General features: G+C 63.3%; 21 protein-coding genes. 10 read left to right on the top strand and 11 right to left on the bottom strand.

The features are described 5' to 3' along the window. The first annotated feature begins 14 nt into the window (after positions 1 to 14). The 8 genes from AC1D2O_RS29715 (at position 15) to AC1D2O_RS29680 (ending at position 7,143) form a co-directional block, all read left to right on the top strand. Positions 15 to 1,013 carry a Bug family tripartite tricarboxylate transporter substrate binding protein gene (locus AC1D2O_RS29715; protein WP_478087798.1) on the top strand — a complete coding sequence of 333 codons (999 nt, stop codon included), beginning with the start codon at positions 15 to 17 and terminating at the stop codon, positions 1,011 to 1,013. A gap of 11 nt (positions 1,014 to 1,024) precedes the next feature. Further along, positions 1,025 to 1,801, top strand: a complete 777-nt coding sequence (locus AC1D2O_RS29710; RefSeq protein WP_478158363.1) for an enoyl-CoA hydratase — start codon at positions 1,025 to 1,027, stop codon at positions 1,799 to 1,801. Positions 1,802 to 1,900: 99 nt separating this feature from the next. Continuing rightward, entirely contained in the window at positions 1,901 to 2,212 is a 312-nt protein-coding gene (locus tag AC1D2O_RS29705; RefSeq protein ID WP_478087795.1) for an SWIB/MDM2 domain-containing protein, read from the top strand. Between the two features lie 90 nt (positions 2,213 to 2,302). Continuing rightward, the gene (locus AC1D2O_RS29700) at positions 2,303 to 2,842 is read left to right on the top strand and encodes a winged helix DNA-binding protein (protein WP_478158362.1); all 540 of its coding nucleotides are present in this window, start codon (positions 2,303 to 2,305) and stop codon (positions 2,840 to 2,842) included. A gap of 245 nt (positions 2,843 to 3,087) precedes the next feature. Next, complete coding sequence (locus AC1D2O_RS29695; RefSeq protein ID WP_478158361.1) at positions 3,088 to 4,215, top strand: LLM class flavin-dependent oxidoreductase; 1,128 nt, start codon at positions 3,088 to 3,090, stop codon at positions 4,213 to 4,215. Beyond that, a complete protein-coding gene (locus AC1D2O_RS29690; RefSeq protein ID WP_478158360.1) occupies positions 4,212 to 4,766 on the top strand; it encodes a flavin reductase family protein in 555 nt (184 codons plus the stop codon). Before AC1D2O_RS29695 ends, AC1D2O_RS29690 begins: the two co-directional genes overlap by 4 nt. A gap of 53 nt (positions 4,767 to 4,819) precedes the next feature. Further along, positions 4,820 to 5,602: a cyclase family protein gene (locus AC1D2O_RS29685; RefSeq protein ID WP_478087789.1), complete on the top strand. Its 783-nt coding sequence runs from the start codon at positions 4,820 to 4,822 to the stop codon at positions 5,600 to 5,602. 845 nt (positions 5,603 to 6,447) lie between these two features. Then, positions 6,448 to 7,143, top strand: a complete 696-nt coding sequence (locus AC1D2O_RS29680; RefSeq protein WP_478158359.1) for a fused MFS/spermidine synthase — start codon at positions 6,448 to 6,450, stop codon at positions 7,141 to 7,143. A gap of 321 nt (positions 7,144 to 7,464) precedes the next feature. On the opposite strand, the gene AC1D2O_RS29675 is transcribed toward AC1D2O_RS29680, so the two are convergent. From AC1D2O_RS29675 to AC1D2O_RS29630, 10 genes are all read right to left on the bottom strand, one after another. Then, complete coding sequence (locus AC1D2O_RS29675; RefSeq protein ID WP_477650006.1) at positions 7,465 to 7,998, bottom strand: NADH-quinone oxidoreductase subunit B family protein; 534 nt, start codon at positions 7,996 to 7,998, stop codon at positions 7,465 to 7,467. Then, a complete protein-coding gene (locus tag AC1D2O_RS29670; RefSeq protein ID WP_477650007.1) occupies positions 7,998 to 9,548 on the bottom strand; it encodes a hydrogenase large subunit in 1,551 nt (516 codons plus the stop codon). Before AC1D2O_RS29670 ends, AC1D2O_RS29675 begins: the two co-directional genes overlap by 1 nt. A 4-nt stretch (positions 9,549 to 9,552) precedes the next feature. Next, the gene (locus tag AC1D2O_RS29665) at positions 9,553 to 11,007 is read right to left on the bottom strand and encodes a hydrogenase 4 subunit F (RefSeq protein WP_477650008.1); all 1,455 of its coding nucleotides are present in this window, start codon (positions 11,005 to 11,007) and stop codon (positions 9,553 to 9,555) included. Positions 11,008 to 11,156: 149 nt separating this feature from the next. Beyond that, positions 11,157 to 11,819, bottom strand: a complete 663-nt coding sequence (locus AC1D2O_RS29660) for a formate hydrogenlyase (protein WP_477650009.1) — start codon at positions 11,817 to 11,819, stop codon at positions 11,157 to 11,159. Between the two features lies 1 nt (position 11,820). Next, entirely contained in the window at positions 11,821 to 12,768 is a 948-nt protein-coding gene (locus tag AC1D2O_RS29655; RefSeq protein ID WP_477650010.1) for a respiratory chain complex I subunit 1 family protein, read from the bottom strand. A 7-nt stretch (positions 12,769 to 12,775) separates the two neighbouring features. Next, positions 12,776 to 14,800: a hydrogenase 4 subunit B gene (hyfB, locus tag AC1D2O_RS29650; RefSeq protein ID WP_477650011.1), complete on the bottom strand. Its 2,025-nt coding sequence runs from the start codon at positions 14,798 to 14,800 to the stop codon at positions 12,776 to 12,778. Next, a complete protein-coding gene (locus AC1D2O_RS29645) occupies positions 14,797 to 15,084 on the bottom strand; it encodes a ribbon-helix-helix protein, CopG family (RefSeq protein ID WP_477650012.1) in 288 nt (95 codons plus the stop codon). The genes hyfB and AC1D2O_RS29645 overlap by 4 nt, the downstream gene beginning before the upstream one ends. Before the next feature lie 72 nt (positions 15,085 to 15,156). Then, complete coding sequence (locus AC1D2O_RS29640; protein ID WP_478158358.1) at positions 15,157 to 15,555, bottom strand: hypothetical protein; 399 nt, start codon at positions 15,553 to 15,555, stop codon at positions 15,157 to 15,159. After that, positions 15,552 to 15,959 carry a class I SAM-dependent methyltransferase gene (locus tag AC1D2O_RS29635; protein ID WP_477650014.1) on the bottom strand — a complete coding sequence of 136 codons (408 nt, stop codon included), beginning with the start codon at positions 15,957 to 15,959 and terminating at the stop codon, positions 15,552 to 15,554. The genes AC1D2O_RS29640 and AC1D2O_RS29635 overlap by 4 nt, the downstream gene beginning before the upstream one ends. Continuing rightward, on the bottom strand, positions 15,956 to 16,300 hold the full coding sequence (locus tag AC1D2O_RS29630; protein ID WP_477650015.1) for a hypothetical protein: 345 nt from the start codon (positions 16,298 to 16,300) through the stop codon (positions 15,956 to 15,958). The genes AC1D2O_RS29635 and AC1D2O_RS29630 overlap by 4 nt, the downstream gene beginning before the upstream one ends. A 565-nt stretch (positions 16,301 to 16,865) precedes the next feature. Between AC1D2O_RS29630 and AC1D2O_RS29625 the strand changes: the two genes are divergently transcribed. Next, positions 16,866 to 17,063 (top strand): CopG family transcriptional regulator, encoded by a 198-nt coding sequence (locus AC1D2O_RS29625; protein ID WP_478158357.1) that lies wholly within the window; start codon positions 16,866 to 16,868, stop codon positions 17,061 to 17,063. A gap of 540 nt (positions 17,064 to 17,603) precedes the next feature. Continuing rightward, entirely contained in the window at positions 17,604 to 17,801 is a 198-nt protein-coding gene (locus AC1D2O_RS29620) for a CopG family transcriptional regulator (RefSeq protein WP_478158356.1), read from the top strand. A 91-nt stretch (positions 17,802 to 17,892) separates the two neighbouring features. Here the strand turns inward: AC1D2O_RS29620 and AC1D2O_RS29615 are convergent, their stop codons facing one another. Next, positions 17,893 to 18,315, bottom strand: a complete 423-nt coding sequence (locus AC1D2O_RS29615) for an ACT domain-containing protein (RefSeq protein WP_478093595.1) — start codon at positions 18,313 to 18,315, stop codon at positions 17,893 to 17,895. Positions 18,316 to 18,393: the final 78 nt, after the last annotated feature.

Genomic DNA, 18,393 nt, shown 5'->3' with positions numbered 1-18,393 from the left:
AAGGAGACAAATCCATGTTCGTTCATACCGCAACGGCCGCACGCCGGGGCCTGGCGCTTGCCGCTTTCGCCCTGTTCGGCATCGGCTGTTCCGCGCAGGCGCAGGCGCAGACGGCCGGCCACTGGCCCACGAAGCCCATCCGCGTGATCGTCGGCTTCGCGCCTGGCGGCACCACCGATGTCATGGCGCGCATCCTGTCGCAAGCCCTCTCCGAATCGCTGGGCCAAACGGTCATCATCGACAACAAGCCCGGCGCAAGCGGCAACATCGCGGCCTCGGAAGTGGTGCGCGCCGCGCCGGATGGCTACACCTTCCTGATTGCGCCCACCTCGGTGGAAACGGCCAACCCTTCGCTGTTCAAGTCGAGCATTTTGCCTTCGCGCGACCTGACGCCGGTGGCCAGCGTGGGGCGCACCCAGATGTACCTGGTCGCGAAGCCACAGATGGCCGCCAAGGACACACGGGACCTGGTGGCATTGGCCAAGGCCAAGCCGGGCACGCTGTCCTACGCGTCGGCCGGCGCCGGCACGGCGCCGCACCTCGCCTGCGAACTGTTCAAGCAGGCCACCGGCACCTACATCACCCACATCCCGTATCGCGGCGCGGCCCCTGCGCTGCAGGATGTGCTGTCGGGCCAGGCGGACTTCGTCTGCGACCCGGGCATCGCCTTCCCGCACATTCGCACCGGCAAGGTCAAGCTGCTGGGCGTCGTGAGCACCCGGCGCTCCCCGTTCTTTCCCGAGGTCCCGACCGTGAGCGAGCAGGGCTTTCCGGGGGCCAACCTCGACATCTGGTTCGGCATGTGGGCGCCCAACGGGACTTCTCCCGACATCCTGGCCCGCATGAGCCGCGAACTGGGCAAGGCATTGGCGCAGCCGGCCGTCAAGGCGCGCTATGCCGACCTCGGTGCCGAACCGATCGCAATGGACACGGCGGAGTTCCGCAAGCTGCTGGTCGACGAGGGCACGCTGTTGTCCGCGCTGATCAAGGAACAGAAGATCGTCGTCGACTGAGCGAGCCTGCCATGCAAGACAAACCCATCCTGGTGGAGACGCGCGGCCGGGTGAGCCTCCTCACGCTGAACAGGCCGCAGCGGATGAACGCGCTCGACGATGCGCTGATGGACGCTCTGGGCGCGGCGCTGCTGGCCTGCGATGCCGATGCGGACATCGGCGTCATCGTCATCACCGGCAATGACAAGGCCTTCGCGGCCGGAGCCGACATCGCGGCGATGGCGGACTGGAGCTACATGGATGTGTTCCAGAGCGACTTCATCACGCGCAACTGGGAGACCATCCGCCGCGTGCGCAAGCCGGTGATCGCGGCGGTGGCCGGCTTCGCCATGGGCGGCGGCTGCGAACTGGCGATGGCATGCGACATGATCATTGCCGCCGAATCCGCCCGCTTCGCCTTGCCCGAGGTCAAGCTCGCCATGCTACCCGGCGCCGGCGGCACCCAGCGCCTGCCGCGCGCCATCGGCAAGGCCAAGGCGATGGACATGTGCCTGTCGGGCCGCATGCTGGATGCGGCGGAAGCCGACCGCTACGGCCTGGTCTCGCGGGTGGTGGCGGACGAGCGACTGCTGGCCGAGACCCTCGAGCTGGCGGCCCGCATCGCGGCCTTCTCGCTGCCGGCATTGATGGCGATCAAGGAGTCGGTGAACCGCGCCTGGGAGGCCCCGCTGTCGGAGGGCATCGGCTTCGAGCGGCGGCAACTCCATGCGCGCTTTGCCAGCGAGGACGCGCACGAAGGCATGCACGCCTTTCTGTCCAAGCGCCGGCCGGAGTTCAGGCACCGGTGAGCATCGGTTGTGTTCATGCGGGCCACTTTGAGGGAAGTGCTTGGGGTCGCAGCCGCAACCCGTTAGCATAGGCAACTTCCAGTTCAACACAAAGAAGCAATGGCAACAGCAAAATCCGCACCCACCGCGCCTGGAGCGTCCGCGAACAAAACGCCGGCAAAGCGTGCGGCCAATCCGGCCTTCATGAAGGCCCTGACCCCGAGCGCCGAACTGGCCGCCGTGATCGGCTCCGCGCCGTTGGCGCGTACCGAGGTGGTGAAGCAGCTCTGGGTCTACATCAAGGCGAACAATCTTCAGGATGCGAAGAACAAGCGCAACGTGAACGCCGATGCCAAGCTCAAGCCTGTCTTCGGCAAGGACCAGGTGACGATGTTCGAGATCGCAGGGCTCATCGGCAAGCATCTGAGCTAACGCCAGGACGCGTCGAAGGCTCGAACTCCAGAGAGGATGGACTGAAGGCGCGGTCGCCTTCGACCATCATCTGCGCCCACGAACCGATCGATGAAGTCCGACAAATCAAAGCGCGCAACCGCCCCGCATCACTGGCATCTGGCCGAGGATGACCTCGGTGTCGCGCTGACCGATCTCGAGTACGCCGTGATGCGCACCTACGAGTCGTTCGTGCGATGGCAGGCCGAGTGCCTGGCGGCCGTCACGGGCGCGGCCCTGACCGGCCAGGAAAACGCGCTGCTTCATGTCATCCGCATGCACGATCAGGCGAAGACCATCAAGGATCTGCTGCATCTCACGAACCGCCAGGACGTGCCCAATGTGCAGTACGGGTTGCGCAAGCTGATCAAGCTGGGCTTCGTCGACAAGCAGGGCTCGGGCCGGGCCGGCGTCTACTACGAAGCGACGGCGGAAGGCGCGAAGGTCTGCGACGACTACGCCAACTTGCGCAAGAAGTTGCTGCTCGAAGGTGCCAAGCACTACCCCGCCTTCAGGCAGCATTCGCACAGCGCCGGAGCCCATCTGGAGCTCCTCGAAAGGCTGTACGAATCGGTCACGCGAGAAGCCGCCACGTTCCACCGGCGCGGCTGAACGTTCCGCGAGCCTGATCCGCCCCTTCGCCGGCGGACACACCGCACCCTCGGGGCGCGTGCCTTCGGCCAGGACACGAAAGCCGATCACGGGCCCGTCTTGGCCCTGAAACCGCGAGCCGGGAAAACCCCCATTTCGAATCGAAGGTGCCTTCCTATACTTCGATCGAATAGAAAGTCTATTTAAAACTCTATTTGAAATCTCTCGCTCTCGGCCTCCAGACCCCGTCAACCGAAGGAACATCCATGAATCGCTTGTTGAGTACATCCGACTTTCTGCTGGGCACGTTCGCCTCCAATTGCTCGGGCGGCATGTCCGTCACCAAGGTCGAGGAACGATGGGACAACTCCTGGGACAACAACCTGCGCCTGGCGGTGCTGCTCGACGACGCCGGCATCGACTTCATGCTGCCCATCGCTCGTTGGATCGGGTACGGCGGAGAGACCGACTTTCATGGCAACGTGCTGGAGACTGTCACCTGGGCGGCCGCGCTGCTGGCCCATACCCGGCGCCTGACCGTGTTCGCGACGGTCCACACCGCGGCGAACCATCCGATGGTCGTGGCCAAGCAGATCGCCACGCTCGATCAGGTGGGGGCGGGACGCGCCGGTCTCAACATCGTTGCCGGATGGAATCGGCCCGAATACGAAGCGCTCGGCCTGACGCTGGCTGACGATCACCAGACCCGCTATGGTTTCGCCCAGGAGTGGTTCGACATCGTCCAGAAGCTCTGGACGCACCCGCATCCGTTCGACTGGCAGGGCAAGTACTTCAAGCTCAGCAAGGCCTATGGCCTTCCTGCTCCGCGCAACGGACGGCCGCCCATCCTGAACGCTGCGGGCTCGAGCGAAGGGCGCGACTTCGCCTTGAACAACGCGGACTTCCTGTTCACGCCCGCCATCGATCTCGAACGCTCCCGGCAGGAGGTCGCCGAGCTGAAGGCCAAGGCCGTCGACCAGGGGCGCAAGGTCGACATACTGACCTTCTCGCATGTCGTGTGCCGGCCCACCGAACGCGAAGCGAAGGACTACCTCAAGCACTTCGGCAACGACCGGGCCGACTGGGCGGCGGTCGACAACCTGATCGCCCTGCAGTTCGCCAATGCCAAGTCCTTTCCCCATGACTTGCTGGCGCTGATTCGCGACCGGATGGCGGCTGGCCATGGCGGCTATCCGTTGACCGGCACGCCCGAGCAGGTGGCGGACGGCATCTGCGCGCTCGCCGCGGCAGGATTCAAGGGAACGACCCTTTCCTTCGTCGACTACGTCGAGGAATTTCCCTACTTCCGCGATCAGGTCCTGCCCATCCTCGAATCGCGCGGGCTGCGCGCACCCGTGGCGATGGCTCCCGACGCCGTGCGGTTGGCAGCATGAACACCCTGCAAGCCGCATCCATGCCGGGCGCGGCGCATGCGCTGGCGATGCCGGCGGCGCCGTCGGCCTTCAAGTCGGCGATGCGAGAGCTCGCGGGGGGCGTCAGCATCGTCACGGTACAAGTCGGGCGCGAGCGCTCCGGCTTTACCGCCACCTCCGTGACCTCTCTGTCGGCCGATCCGCCGACCGTGATCGCCTGCGTCAACCGGATGAGTTCATCGGCGTCCCTGCTCGCCAGAACCGATCGCTTCGGCGTGAGCATGCTCACGCAAGCCCAGCAGCAGGTGGCGGACCGATTCGCCGGAATGAATGGCGTGACGGGCAGCCAGCGCTATGCAGACGAGCGCTGGATCCGGCTGACGGCGGATGGCGCACCCGTCATGCGCGACAGCGCGATCTCGCTCGACTGCCATATCGAGGACATGATCGAAAAGCACTCGCACTGGATCCTGGTCGGTCGCGTGATGGCCATTCACCGCGGGGAGGTCGAGGCAGCCCCGCTGGTTTACTGGCGAGGCGGCTATCACCAACTGGCCGATTGCCGCTGCTGACCTCTCGTCCGCGCCCTGCATCGCTCGCACCCACCCACCCGCAGACACTCCCCATGAACACGAACTCCTTGACGCCGCTCCAACGTGCCCTGGCCGCCGACTCGGTGCGCGTCGTCGACTTGACCCAGACCTTGTCGCCATCCTTTCCCGCCTTGCAGCTGCCGCCCCAGTTCGGCCAGGTGTGGTCGTTCAAGATGGAGAAGATCTCGCACTACGACAACGCCGGCCCGGGCTGGTACTGGAACAACTTCTCCTGCGGCGAACACACCGGCACTCACTTCGACGCGCCGGTGCACTGGGTGACCGGCAAGGACCAGCCGAACAACACCGTCGACACGATCGACCCGTCGCGCTTCATCGGCCCGGCGGTCGTGGTGGATGCGAGCGCGCAGGTCGCGCTCGACGCCGATTGGCTGTTGACCGTGGCTTTCCTCGAAGACTGGGAAGCCCGGCATGGACGCATTCCGGCGGGCGCCTGGGTGCTGTTCCGCACGGACTGGTCCAAGCGCATCGACGATCCGGCAGCGTTCGTCAACATGCAGGAGGACGGTGCACACACGCCGGGCCCCACGCAGGAGGCGGTGCAATGGCTGATCGAGGCGCGCGATGTTCGAGGATTCGGTGTCGAGACGATCAACACCGATGCGGGCCAGTCCCACGCGTGGCCGGTGGCCTATCCGTGCCACACACTGATGCACGGGTCGAACAGGTATGGACTGCAATGCCTGACGAACCTGGACCAGTTGCCGCCGACGGGGGCCGTGATCTTCGCCGCGCCGCTGAAGATCGAGGGCGGCTCCGGCAGTCCGCTGCGGGTCCTTGCGCTGGTGGGCTGAGGCGCCCCACGCGCAGCACGTCCGGCCAGCGCGCCGGACGGCCGGCGGACCCTTCGACGGGTGAACGCCATCGTGGCGCGAGTGCTGCCTTCCAGGTCCGATAGCGGCCGGTGCTGTCGCGTCCCGAATCATCCTTCGGGAAAGGGCTTATTCATTTTGACCCGAACAGGGCGGGGAAAAGTGTTGTTCCCCGAAGCTCACCGGACTGAATCAATCAGTCGAGTGCAGCAAACCAATGCCCGAAAAATCGAGGCACGCGAGAAGGCGATCACCGAGAAGCGACGCTTGGGTCGCACCACGGAGGCAACTCGACTCAAGGTATTCGAGCACCCTTTTCTGTTGGGCCTCGGGCGAAGACGCTGCGGCGAAACACACACATCACATGTGTGTTGCATGATAATTGCAATTATACACAATGAGATTTATATTTGTGCCTACGCTGCGGACCCTGATGAGTTCGCGACGACGCCATCGCCCATGCGAGTGAACATTTTTCAAGAACTCAGCTGCTTGGTCCGAGCCCAACGGACAGATCGCCAGCCAGGGGGGCRTGCTTGCGTTCACTGCCGGCGCGATCAACGCCGGTGGTTTTCTTGCGGTGCAACGTTATGCGTCGAACATGAGCGGGTTCGCGCCCGCCAGCACGGACGGACGTGTTGAACCCGCAGTTCTTCGTTGACCGGTTTCCGGGCGCAGTCGCCTGACGAAGCGACAACCAGCCGGTTCCGCGCTCGCGCCCGTCCACGCTCAAACTTGCTCATCCCTTTGATTCCCTGATGCCAGACCACCTCGAGTGTCACCAACACCAGCGACCCTTTGTCGACAAATCGCTGAACTCAAAGACCATGCATTTCTCGATCTTCGACGTTCAAAGCCAGATGCGGATCGACCGGCCCAATGACTTGATGCTGGCGTACACGCGACTCATGATGGGCTTCCTGCTGTTTTCGCCAAATCCTCGCCACATCGCCATGGTTGGTCTGGGTGGCGGATCCCTTGCAAAGTTCTGCTACAAGCACCTGCCCGACTCACGCATTCAGGTCATCGAGATCAACCCCTATGTCATCGCGCTCCGCGATGAGTTTGAGGTGCCCAAAGACAATCACCGGTTTCATGTTCGCAAGGAGGACGCTGCCGACTATGTTCGGATGGCCCGGGTTCGCTACGACGTGATCGTGGTCGACGGCTTCGACGCCAACAGGATTCCTGCGCGACTTTGCTCGCGCTCTTTCTATGGCAATTGCTTTGACATGCTAGAGCCCAACGGGCTTTTAGTGGCCAACCTCCACTCACATCATGAGTACTTTCCCATATACCTCGAGCGGATCAAAAAAAACTTTGCTGGGAATGTCGTCACCGTGAGCGAACCAGAACATGGCAACACCATCGCCTTCGCGTTCAAGGAATTGCCGGCTGCGCAGCTACATGCAAATCTTCAGCTTTGTGCATCGACGCTCGCGCCTGAGGCATGGGCGCAACTGGCACCCAGTTTTTCCATGATCAAGCAGTTCGGCAAATGGCATAGCCAGACCACGTCTTAAGGACGCGAGAGGCCGCAACGGGGGATGTTTCGTACCTTTCCTCTGGAAAGCCAGACAGATTACGGATCAAATTAGGAGGCAGTGATGTTTATCAGAGGCAGATGGGAACTCAAGGGCTATGGACAGCAATTGCCGGACGGCCGATTCGCTCCGCGCGCGTGCGCGACGTACCACGCTGACCCATTCTCGGACGATCATCCGCTGCAATGGAGCGAACCAACATTTGCGACGGAGACTGAGGCTGCCGAGTGGGGCCTGGAAGCAGCGAAGGATTGGCTCGAGGTACGCGAGGACATGGGGGAATAGGGGATCCGTCGCCAATCATGGTTGGCGCTTGCCGGTCTGTGCCTGACGTTGAACGGCACTGAGGATTCCACGGAGGATGTCGATCGGCGTTGGGGGACAGCCGGGTATCGCCACGTCGACAGGAATCACGTTCGCCACCTTGCCGCAGCTGGCATAGCTCTCACCGAAGATGCCGCCGTTGCAGCCGCAATCGCCCACGGCCACCACCAGCTTCGGTTCCGGCGTGGCATCGTAGGTGCGCCGCAGTGCCTCTTCCATGTTGCGCGACACCGGACCGGTCACCAGGAGCATGTCGGCATGGCGCGGACTGGCGACGAACCTGATGCCGAGTCCCTCGATGTTGTAGTAGGGATTGTTGAGGGCGTGGATCTCCAGTTCACAGCCGTTGCATGAGCCGGCATCGACTTCGCGGATCGTCAGCGCCTGGCCAAGGATGGCGAGGAGGTCGCGCTGAATGCGATCGAACGCGGCGAGTTCGGTCTCGTCAATCCGCGGTGCCGGCTCCGTGACGATACCAGTGCGGACGATCTGCTTGAGGATGTGCCACATCAGAGGTCGTGCCCCGCGTAACTCAGGTTGAAGGACTTGTTGATCAGCGGAAAGTCCGGAACGATGTTGCCGATGATGGCGTGCTCGAGCACCGGCCAGTTCTGCCAGGACGGATCATGGCAGTGACATCGCTCGATGCGGCCGTCGCCCCCGATCTCCAGCGCGACGAACACCTCGCCCCGCCAGCCTTCGACCCAGCCCGCGCCGAGCGATGCCGAAGCCTGCGGTCGCAGTTCGGCGTGAACGGCGCCGTCAGGCAAGCCCGAGCAGATGGCGCGGATGAGCCGCAATGACTCGAATGCCTCGTCGAACCGCACCGCCACGCGCGCCGCGACATCGCCGTCGCGGTGCGTCGCTACTGCAACCTCCAGCCGGTCATAGGGCGGCCCTGGGAAGTCGCAACGCAGATCGGCCGTCTGACCGCTGGCGCGCCCCGCCAGGCCGGTGAGGTTCAGTTGTGCGGCCAACTGGGGCGTTACCCGTCCAGTTCCGGTAAAGCGGTCCTGCAGACCCGCATGTTCGTCGTAAACACGCCGCAGCGCGCGTACCTCGCGCTCGATCGCATCGCACTGCGTGCAAAGGCGATCCCTCATCATCGGCGTCAGATCCGTCGCCACACCTCCGGGCAAAACGGCGTCCATCATCAGGCGGTGGCCGAAGATCTCCTTGGACAAGCGCAACCAGTCTTCGCGCAGGCGCGAGAACTGCGCCAGGCCGAAGGCGAGCGCCGCGTCGTTGGCCAGAGCGCCGAGGTCGCCGAGATGATTGGCCACGCGCTCGCGCTCCAGCATGAGCGCACGCAGCCAGGTGGCGCGCAGCGGGATCTCGCCGCCCCAGGCCGACTCGAGCGCCGTGCTGTAGGCCCAGGCGTAGGCTACCGTCGTGTCGCCTGAGACGCGTCCCGCGAGGCGGTGGCCCTCCAGCGGCGCCAGTTCCGTGAAGCGGCGCTCGATGCCCTTGTGCGTGTACCCGAGGTGCTGTTCGAGCCTGAGCACCTTCTCACCCACGACAGAGAAGCGAAAGTGGCCGGGCTCGATGATGCCGGCATGCACGGGCCCGACGGCGATCTCGTGCACCCCGTCACCTTCGACCCGCACGAAGGGGTAGTCGGCAGGAAGCGCGCCCCCTGCGGCCCTCTCGGGCTGCGCGGTCGGTTGCAAGGGTGGTGGTCCGGGCGACCACACACCATGGTCGAGCCAGGGGCGGTCGTCGCCGCTGGCCTCGGCTCGGAGGCCCGAAAGATCGGCCATCGCGCGCTGCATTCGACTCGCGCACGGGAATGTGACTGCCAGGTCAGGAAACCCTCGCGCTGCGCCGTCCAGCTTCAGTTCGAGCCAGACCAGCCCCTCGGGCACCGCATAGGCCGCACACGCCGCCATGCCGCGGCCGGATGCGCTGCGATCGACGCCCCAGACCGAAATCAAGCGCCCGCTTGTGTTCGCGATGCTGCGTGCTGCGGTGCTCCAAGTGTCCCGATTCGCTTGCCCATGCCAAGTGGGCATCGGCGCCGACAGGCGCCGAAGATCAAGTCCGAGTTCCGGCAGCGTCATTGGATCAGTTCCCCAGCATCGCCGCCGCCTGGACGTACCACGCATGGAGATAGGGTGGGATGTAGAGGCCGAGCATCAGACCCAGCGCCAGATGCATGAAAACCGGAACCAGGGCCGGCGGATGCGCCAGGGGCTTGACGTTGGTCTCGCCGAACACCATCGGCTGGACGCGGCTGAAGACGGATGCAAACGCCAAGCCCAAGGCGATCAGAAGGAAGGGGGTCGCCCAGGGCTGTTCGCGCATCGCGGTCGTGACGATCAGGAACTCGCTGGCGAAGACGCCGAACGGGGGCATTCCCAGAATGGCGAGTGATCCAAGCATCAGACCCCAGGCGACCGTCGGACTGACTTTGATGAGCCCGCGGATGTTCTCCATGATCTGGGTGCCCGCCTTCTGCGTGGCATGGCCGACGGCAAAGAAGATCGCGGACTTGATCAGCGAATGCACAGTCATGTGCAGCAGCCCGGCATAGTTGGCGATCGGGCCGCCCATTCCGAAAGCAAAGGTCATCATTCCCATGTGCTCGATCGACGAGTAGGCGAACATGCGCTTCACGTCCTTCTGCCGGATCAGGAAGAACACTGCCGCCACCACCGACAGCAGGCCGAAGCCCATCATCAATCGGCCGGCCAGAGCACTGTGCAGCGCGCCGTCGGTCAGCACCTTGCAGCGCAGGATGGCATAGAGCGCGACGTTCAGCAGCAGGCCCGACAACACGGCCGATACCGGCGTCGGACCCTCGGCGTGCGCATCCGGCAGCCAGTTGTGGACGGGCACCAGGCCGACCTTGGTGCCGTAGCCGATGAACAGGAACGCGAACGCCAGCGTGATGATGTTCGGGTCGAGCCGGCCCTTCACCGCGTCGAGGTTGGTCCAGAGCAAGGCGCCGCCTTCAGGTCCGATCACCTTTTCGGCCGCCATGTACAGCAACACCGTTCCGAACAGTGCCTGGGCGATGCCCACGCCGCACAGGATGAAATACTTCCATGCAGCTTCGAGACTGGCTGCGGTGCGATAGACGCTGACCAGCAGCACGGTGGTCAATGTGGCCGCCTCCATCGCGACCCAGATGATGCCCATGTTGTTGGTCGTCAGTGCCAGCAGCATCGTGAAGCTGAACAGTTGGTACATGCTGTGATACAGGCGCAGCCGCCGCGGCGTCATCTTGCCGTGATCGCGCTCCACGCGCATGTAGGGGCGCGAGAAGATGGAGGTGGTCAGGCCAACGAACGCGGTCAGCGTGACGAGAAAGACGTTCAGCGGGTCGATGTAGAACTCGCGGTCCCACACCAGCATGGGTCCGCTCTCGACGATCTGCGCCGTGAGCACGCAGGCGGCGACGAAGGTGCCCAGGCTGAAGGCGACATTGACGTCGCGCGCGTTGTCGCGATGGCCGACCAACGCCAGCACCAGACCGCCGGCCAGCGGCGTAGCGAGGAGGACGGCCAACGCAAACATCTCAGTGCTCCACCACGTGATCGCGTGACCCGCGACGCATGAAACCAGCGCAGCCAAATGCCAGGGATACCGCGGAACCGGCTTTGCCGGGCCGCCGGTATCGCCCCCTCGAGGGGGAGGCGCCGCAGGCGCTTCGGGGGTGTTTCATCCTAGTCATCCTTCAGCTTTTCGAGATGGCGAATATCCAGGCTGTCGAACTGTTCGCGAATCTGGAACATGAACACGCCCAGGATCAGCACACCGATCAGTACGTCCAGCGCGATGCCGAACTCGACCACCATCGGCATGCCATAGGTGGCCGATGTGGCGGCAAAGAACAGGCCGTTTTCCATGGCGAGGAAGCCGATGACCTGCGGAACGGCCTTGGCTCGCGTGATCATCATCAAGAACGACAGCAGCACACAGGCCAACGCGATCCCCAGCGTGCCGCTGGCCAGCGTCGAAGACAGCTGGGAGATGGGAATCGCCAGGTTGAACGCGAATATCACGACGGCGATGCCGACCAGCATCGTCGTCGGGATGTTGATCAGCGTCTCGACGTCCCAGCGGATGCCGAGACGGTCGATGACCCGGTGCAGCAGGTACGGGATCAGCAGCACCTTCAGGACCAGTGTCAGTCCGGCCGACACGTACAGGTGGTGCTGGCTGGTCGCATAGCCGACCACAGCGGTCGCGAGCGCCAGCGCTGCACCCTGCATCGTGAACAGGTGAATCAGCGTGAAGATGCGCCGCTGCGAGATCATCGCGAAGGCGAGCATCAGCAACAGCGCGCCGAGCAGGTTGACGAATTGGGTCAGGATGGCGCTGCTCATGTCACTGGCTGAGCAGCAGTTGCACCAGCATGCCGATCACTGCCAGCAGGAAGGCAGTCGCCAGAAACTCGGGCACGCGGAAGATGCGCATCTTGGCGCTGGCAGTCTCCAGCATGGCCAGCAGAAAGCCTCCCACGGCGAGCTTGATCATCAACACGGGCAACGCCAGCAGCATCTCCAGCGGGGCTTGGGCTTCGGCCACGCCCCAGGGGAAGAACAGGGCCAGGCCGATGCACGAATAGGCGAACAGCTTCAGGCTGGCTGCCCATTCGATCAGCGCCAGGTGGCGGCCCGAGTACTCGAGGATGAGCGCCTCGTGGATCATGGTCAGTTCGAGGTGCGTGGTCGGGTTGTCGACCGGGACGCGCGCGTTCTCGGCCAGCGACACCATCGTGAATGCCACCCCGGCAAAGGCCAGGCCGGGATAGATGGCCAGCTCGCGGTGCGCGAGCGTCTCGACGATCGTGGTGAGGGAGGTGGACTTGGAGATCAGCGAGGCCGAGAACAGCACCATCAGCAGCGCCGGCTCGGCAAGGAAGCCGACCAGCATCTCGCGCCGCGCACCCATGGTGCCGAACGCGGTGCCGACGTCCATGGCGGCGAGCGAGATGAACACCCGCGCCAGCGCGAACAGACCGACCAGGGCGATCGCATCCGCCGCCGGTGCCAACGGCAGGTCGGTCGACAGCATGGGGATGATGGCGCAGGCCAGCACCATGCAGCCGAACATCACATAGGGCGCGACGCGGAACAGCCGCGACGCGTGGTGGGCGACCATCGACTCCTTGTTGAACAGCTTGTGCAGCATCCGGTAGGGCTGCCAGAGGCTGGGCGCGGACTTGTTCTGGAGCCAGGCGCGCCACATGTTGACCCAGCCTGTCAGCAGCGGCGCCAGCCCGATCGCGATGACGATCTCCAGCAACTGCGACACGAAGCCGGTGAAGTTCATGGCGACCTCATCGCATCACCACCAGCAACGTGGCCACCAGTGTCAGGAAGCTGTACAGCAGGTACACCGAAATTCGACCTTGCTGCATCAGGCCGACCAGTCGCGCGAGGTACGCCGCCAGGTCGACGATGGGCACATAGAGCCAGCGCCAGAAGTGATCCTCAACCGAAACGCGGTAGTGGGGCTTGGCGTCGAAGGGCGTGGGTAGATCGCGCCGCATCAGGAAGAAGGGCTCGAAGATCTGACGAATGGGCTGGCCGAAGCCTTCGGCTGTGTCCTGCATGCGCGCGGTGCCCCACGGGAAGCCGCACGCCCAGGGCGGTCCGCGACGCACGCGGCCGTGGTAGAGCCTACGCACAAGCAGGTAGGCAAGTGCAAAGCTTCCCAGGATGCCGAGCAGGAAGATCACAGGGCCATAGCTGGCCTGCTCAAGGCTGTTCGGCGCCAACAGCCAGCCGTTGGCTGCTACCTTGGCGCCGAGACCCGACTCGACAAGCTGCCGAGTCACAGGGTCGATCAACTGAATGAACTGTGTTGGCAGCAGCCCGAGCGCGGTGCAGCCAAGCGCCAGCCACACCATCCCCACACGCTCCCAGCGACCGGCATCGTGGGCGTGGGCGAGCTTGTCCTCGCGCGGCTGCCCAAGGAAGATGACGCCGAAGAACTTGACCATCGTGTAGCCGGCCAGCGCGGCCACCAGGGCGATGAGCGCGGCGACCACCGGAATCAGCATGGTCAGCAACGGTTGCGGCAACCCAGGTGTGAAGAGGAAGCTCTGCAGCAGCAACCATTCCGACACGAAGCCGCCCAGCGGCGGCAAGCCGGCGCTGGTCAGCGCGCCCAGGAGCATGAGCCAGGCGACCCAGGGCATGGTCCGGATCAGGCCCCCGAGCTTGCCGAGGTTTCTCTCGGAAGTCGCATGAAGCACGCTGCCGGTGCCGAGGAAGAGCAGGCTCTTGAAGAAAGCGTGGCCCGCGACATGATAGAGGGCCGCCGTCAATGCGAGTGCGGCCATCGGCTTCATGCCATAGGCCGAGAAGATCAATGCCAGGCCCACGCCGACGAACAGCAGGCCCATGTTCTCGATCGACGAATAGGCCAGCAGCCGCTTCATATCGGTCTGCACCGCCGCAAAGATCACACCGAACAGAGCTGTCGCCAGACCGACCGCGAGCAGCAGCCCGCCCCACCACCACATGCGGGTGTGCAGCAAGTCGAAAGATACGCGCAACAGGCCGTAAATGGCCGTGTTGAGCATGACCCCACTCATCATGGCCGAGACCGGGGACGGCGCGGCGGGGTGGGCCTCGGGCAGCCAGACATGCAGCGGCAGGATGCCGGCCTTGGCGCCGAACCCGAACACGGCGAGCAGGAAGCCGGCCGAGGCCCAGAGCGGCGACAGGGCCTGGGCGCGCATGTTGGCGAAGGTGTAGTCGCCGGTACTGGCCTGCAGCACACCGAAACACAGCAGGACGGCGATTGCGCCGATTCTCGCCATGGTGATGTAGAGATAGCCGGCACTGCGCACCTCAGCCATGCGGTGGTTCGCGGTCACCAGGAAGAACGATGACAGTGCCATCGTCTCCCACATCACCATGAATGAATACGCATCATCGGCGAGGATCACCCCCACCATGCTGACCAGGAAAACGTGGTACTCCAAGCACAACAGGCCGGGAGGTGTGCCTTCGCCCTTGCGGAAGTACCCAGCCGCAAACGCGGAAATTCCGGCTGAAGCGCCACCCAGCACCATCAGGAAATAGGCCGACAGGCTGTCCAGGCGGAGATGGAACGGCAATGCCGGGAGTCCGATGGGTAACACGGCGACCTCGGGGGAGCCAAGCAGCGCGTCCAGGGCCAGACCGAAGAGCGCCAACCCGAGCAGCGCCCCGACGGGGAAGAGCGCCTGGGAGACCAGGCGGAATCGATGCAGGGCGAAGATCCCAGCGGTTCCCAGCAACAACCAGGCCATCGCCACAACGAGGATCCAGTCGAGATGGATCCATTGCGTGATGGAGGGCAGGCTGCTCATGACTCAGGCGGCCTTGGGGTGCGCAGCGCGCTGCCTGGCTGCTGATGAACCGCCTCCGGAGAGCCAGACTTCGTTCGCGGCGCCGGTTTGTCGGAGGAGGGGGCGCGCTCACTCGCGGCCACGTCGCGTGCCATGTCGTGGACACCGTGCTGCGCGAGGTAGTCACGGATCAGCTGCCGCACGACCTGCGATGCTGTCCGATCCTGCAGCGCACAAAGTTGCTCGAAGGCTTCCTTCTTGTTCGGATCAATGAGCAGCGTCAGCCGTGCAGTTTTGAACTCCATGGATCCTCAGCATGGCAATGCGATAAGTACCCGCAACACATGGTACATGAATGCCATGCAAATCACGAAACCTTAGCCTCGTTGGTCTTTCAGTGCGGATGCGACCAGCGCAAATCCCGCGAGCAACTGGCTGGCGGCAGCACGGTCCAAGCCTTTCGGCCGGCGATTTGCTCTCAACGGGTATGTCTCTAGTGCATTGCCTTTGCAGGCGAACACGATGCTATGGCTCAGCTCGCCGTCTTCGACCACCAGGACCGAGCCGTCGAAACTTCGACGGATGCGGGCCAGGTGCTCATCGTTTTCAGGGTCGCCGTACTGCAGATTGACCACCATGATCCCGTCGGCGTCGAGCGTCTCGTGGCAATCGTCGTAGAAGCCTTGAGAACACAAGCGGGCGGGCAGTCCCTCAAGGTCATAGCCGTCGACGACCAACACATCGAAACGACTTGGACCACGGCGCACGAAGTTCACCCCATCGGTTTGAAAAACGATGAACCGTACGTCGTCGGCGGTATGTGGAACTCATCGCGCAATGCGATCACCAGCGGATTGATCTCGGCAATCTGGATTCGGGCGCCGGGCAAATGGTGATAGCAGAATTTGGCCAACGATCCACCGCCCAATCCGACCATCCCGATGCTTCGCGGCTCCGGCCTGAAAAGGAGAAATCCCATCATCGTGCGCGTGTATTCGAGGGCCAGCGCATTGGGATCGTCGATCCGCATGCAGCTTTGAATGTCGCTGATACTGAAGTGGAGGGCTTTTGAATTTGCGTTCTCGTAGATGAAGGGCCTGATGTGGTGCGCAGGCACGGGGCTATCGGACATGGGCAAGGTCGGATTTCTTGATTCTTGATTGAGGAGCTCGGGTGTCATCGCTTGGCCATTTGCACCAGTGAGGCCCGAATGCGATCGACGTCCATGTCGGTGATCACCACGCGCGGAGTCAGGACCATCGGCTGATTGATTTGGAGATCGGGCAGCACGAGAAGGCAATGTGTCCCGTCATTGTTCGGGGCAATCATCCTGTCGTGTGCCAGCACCCCTCGACGTACGACGTCCGTCGAGGCGATGTTCGTGAGCAAAGTGACCACCACCGTTCGATCCGATCCGAGGTCCAGCGTCGCGACGTCGTCTCCCTTCTGCGAAGTTGAGTCAATTTGGCCTCGATCCAAATCAACGTCGTTCTTCAGAATCTGCCAGATGATCTCCAGCAAGCAATCGCGCATGAGCGTTTTGGGGAATGGGTCGGCCGGCTCGGTGGCCCGAATGAGCCCGGCCAAGTCCAACAGGTTGGCGTCGCTCCCCTCGTACCGCACGCACCGCAGCCGCCGCTTGGGGTGTCGCTGACAGGCAGCATCGACCTCGCGTGGATCGCTGGCGGCATAGCTCGCCGCGTCGTTCGTGAACGAGAGCTTGCGTGCTCGGGCACGCAGGAGCGCAGTCGGCTGCGGGACGTTGACGGTCGGCTCGGGCAGGTGAGCCCAGCGCCATGACGGTGGGGCCTTGCACCAGCTTGAAGCCCAGCACCGGCATGACCCACAGCACGATCACTCCCCCCGCATGCACGCCCACCTCGATGCCGTCCTGCTCATAGCCGCCGACGCGCATCAGCGACGCGGATCGCGTGCCGCGTGCCATACGCAGAAGTCATCGAAGCAATGCAAGTGAAGGGATCCAGGATCCCGACCAAGCAGGATCGGAGATGCCCGCCGTGGTGTTCAATCCAGATTGCACTAAATGATACTATTATTATCATTGAACTGACATGTGGGAGATCCGATGGAGCTTAAGACAGCGCGCCTGACGGTGCTGATCGATCCGGCGAAGAAAAGGGCCTTCGAGGCGTTGTGTGCCCGCCAGGACGTCACCCCTTCGCAGGTCGTACGACGTCTGATTCGCGACTATCTGACTCACCACGGCGCGACCTTCATCCCGAGCGGTCTGGAGCGGGAGGAGGAAGTCGCCACGAGACCCTGACCGGCGGCGACGACTGCGCAGATGCATTCGAGACCGAACGACCTTGACGACGACCGACTCGACGAGTTGGCCCGGGGGTGGCGCGCGCGTGCCGCACGTGGCGAGCAGCTTGCTTTTGGTGTCGCACAGGCGTTCGAAGCCGAGCAGCGCCGACGCCAACGGATCCAAGAAAGTCAGGTGCAGCCACTCGCATCTGCCACGCAACGGAAAGAAGCCCTGCCACGACCATGGTGGAAGTTTTGGTGAGACACCCGCATTTTTGCGTGATCCCCGGGCGCGTCGGGACGGTCCTCGATGCTTTGATTCATCTCGACCGCACCTCGGGAAAAGAGTTTGCCGGCGCCGTTTTGGCAAGGCCCGCTTGCAATTCAAAACGGCGGACACATTCTGGATATGTCGTTTACTGATTACCATCAGGCGGTGCACGACGCAGGTCCTCAAGAATCACACGCGCTTGGCAAACCCTCTGAACGTTGCTCCAATCCAGGTTGCCTTGTATGTTTGTCAAATTAACATAGAATTAACATATTTGGAGTCATCATGGAGCTTAAGACTGCCCGCCTTACGGTCCTGATTGATCCTGCCAAGAAACAGGCCTTCGAAACACTTTGTGCACAACAGGACGTGACACCTTCTCAAGTGGTGCGACGCCTGATTCGGGACTATTTGGTCCATCATGGAGTGAGCTTCGTGCCGAGCGGGGTCCGGACTGACAGCGCCAAGGCCCGCGAACGCTGACTTAGCCACGCCCAGAAGCAAGCATGCGCCAACGGTGCTGGCGACCCGCACGCGCCATCGCATTTCGGGCGCCGGACCCGTCGTCGCGATCTCAGACCTTCGACAGGATTTCCATCGCCTTGTTGGCGTCGCCCAGCGAGTCGACCGCGATATAGGCCACGAACTGTTTGCCGAGCACGGAGGCCGAGAAGCCGCGAAGATTGATTTCTCCTGCAGCGAGCTTTTGCGTCAGTTCCGAGGCGATGCCCGGGCGGTCCGGACCCATGATCCGCACCGAGTGAAGGCTTTGTGTCACGTTGAAGCCCACCTGTGCCGCCGCACGGATTTCACGGTCGTTCTGCAGCGGCGTGACATAGACGACTCCCGTCGCTGACTTGTCCGGCGTCCGCCTCGCAATGATGAATTGCAGGTCGGCCCCCGCATCGCGCAGCGTATCCAGCACCTCGGCAAGGCCGCCGGGTCGGTCCTGGATGGTCGCTGCCCATACATCCGTACGTTCCACGAGAAGATCCATGATTGGTCCTCCATTTTCGCTGCTGACGTGTCAGTCAGAGGCTAGGCCATAACCGCCGGGTTGACAAGTTCTGGCACC

It is taken from the genome of Variovorax sp. P1_G12 (assembly GCF_056405555.1).
The sequence above is the reverse complement of the archived record's forward strand: the minus strand, read 5'-3'. Positions and strand labels throughout refer to the sequence as shown.